Genomic DNA, 743 nt, shown 5'->3' with positions numbered 1-743 from the left:
TAATTAACTTTCTCAAAGGCCTCCAAAATTAAGCTCTCAATGGTAAATACAGCGGTGCTTTAGCTTCTTGCGCTATGGTGGATTGGGCTTCGTTTCCAGTAGAAACAATCTGACGAGACACCTGAAATACGTGATATGCCTCGGGAGCATAAACATCGACTGTCGTAGCAACATGCTGACTTAATACGGGAACAGGGTCGCCAGATTTCACAATGCGAAAGGTCTCATTTACCGAAGGCGTTTCCGCCGGCAAAGGTTCTTCTACCCACAAGTAAATGGCTTTATCAACTAATACTCGCTGACAGTGAAGAACCTTGAACCCTTCCTTAGGCTTTAAGGTTGTGTCCTTGCCTTCATTCTCGAGAAGGTATTTATGTACAGTCTTCATTTACGAGTCTCCATCGTTGTGAACCGTAGGTGTCATCCTGTCATCCACGTCACTTCGAAAAAAGAAGATTTATTCGTCTCGAAAGAACGAAAAAAATGATCATAAAAGCGAACAATTATTGATCGAAGTATTCGAACTCATCGTTGATTAATAACTGATGGAAGAAGCTATTTCGCATTCAGTAGCATTGGTTAAACGCTGAAGAGGAGGCTCGTAATGCTGTACCTAAACGTGAACGAAAAAGTATTGGCATATTGGGAACGCACTATAGATCTGTATTACAACATCCATCTAGGGAGTCTTGTAGACGATATTGAGTCAGTGAATCTATTTATTGACAAACAAACGAGCGTTC

The 743-nt window shown here is 41.5% G+C and carries 1 protein-coding gene; it reads right to left on the bottom strand.

Annotated features, from left to right (window positions below):
* Nucleotides 1–28 precede the first annotated feature (28 nt).
* A complete protein-coding gene (locus tag A3738_RS10585) occupies nucleotides 29–388 on the bottom strand; it encodes a hypothetical protein (RefSeq protein ID WP_068502861.1) in 360 nt (119 codons plus the stop codon).
* Nucleotides 389–743: the final 355 nt, after the last annotated feature.

The organism is Oleiphilus sp. HI0066 (assembly GCF_001635725.1).
The sequence above is the reverse complement of the archived record's forward strand: the minus strand, read 5'-3'. Positions and strand labels throughout refer to the sequence as shown.

Excerpts from the sequence above, each read along its gene's own strand:
- A3738_RS10585 (WP_068502861.1), bottom strand. The coding sequence starts at position 388 with ATGAAGACTGTACATAAATACCTTCTCGAGAATGAAGGCAAGGACACA.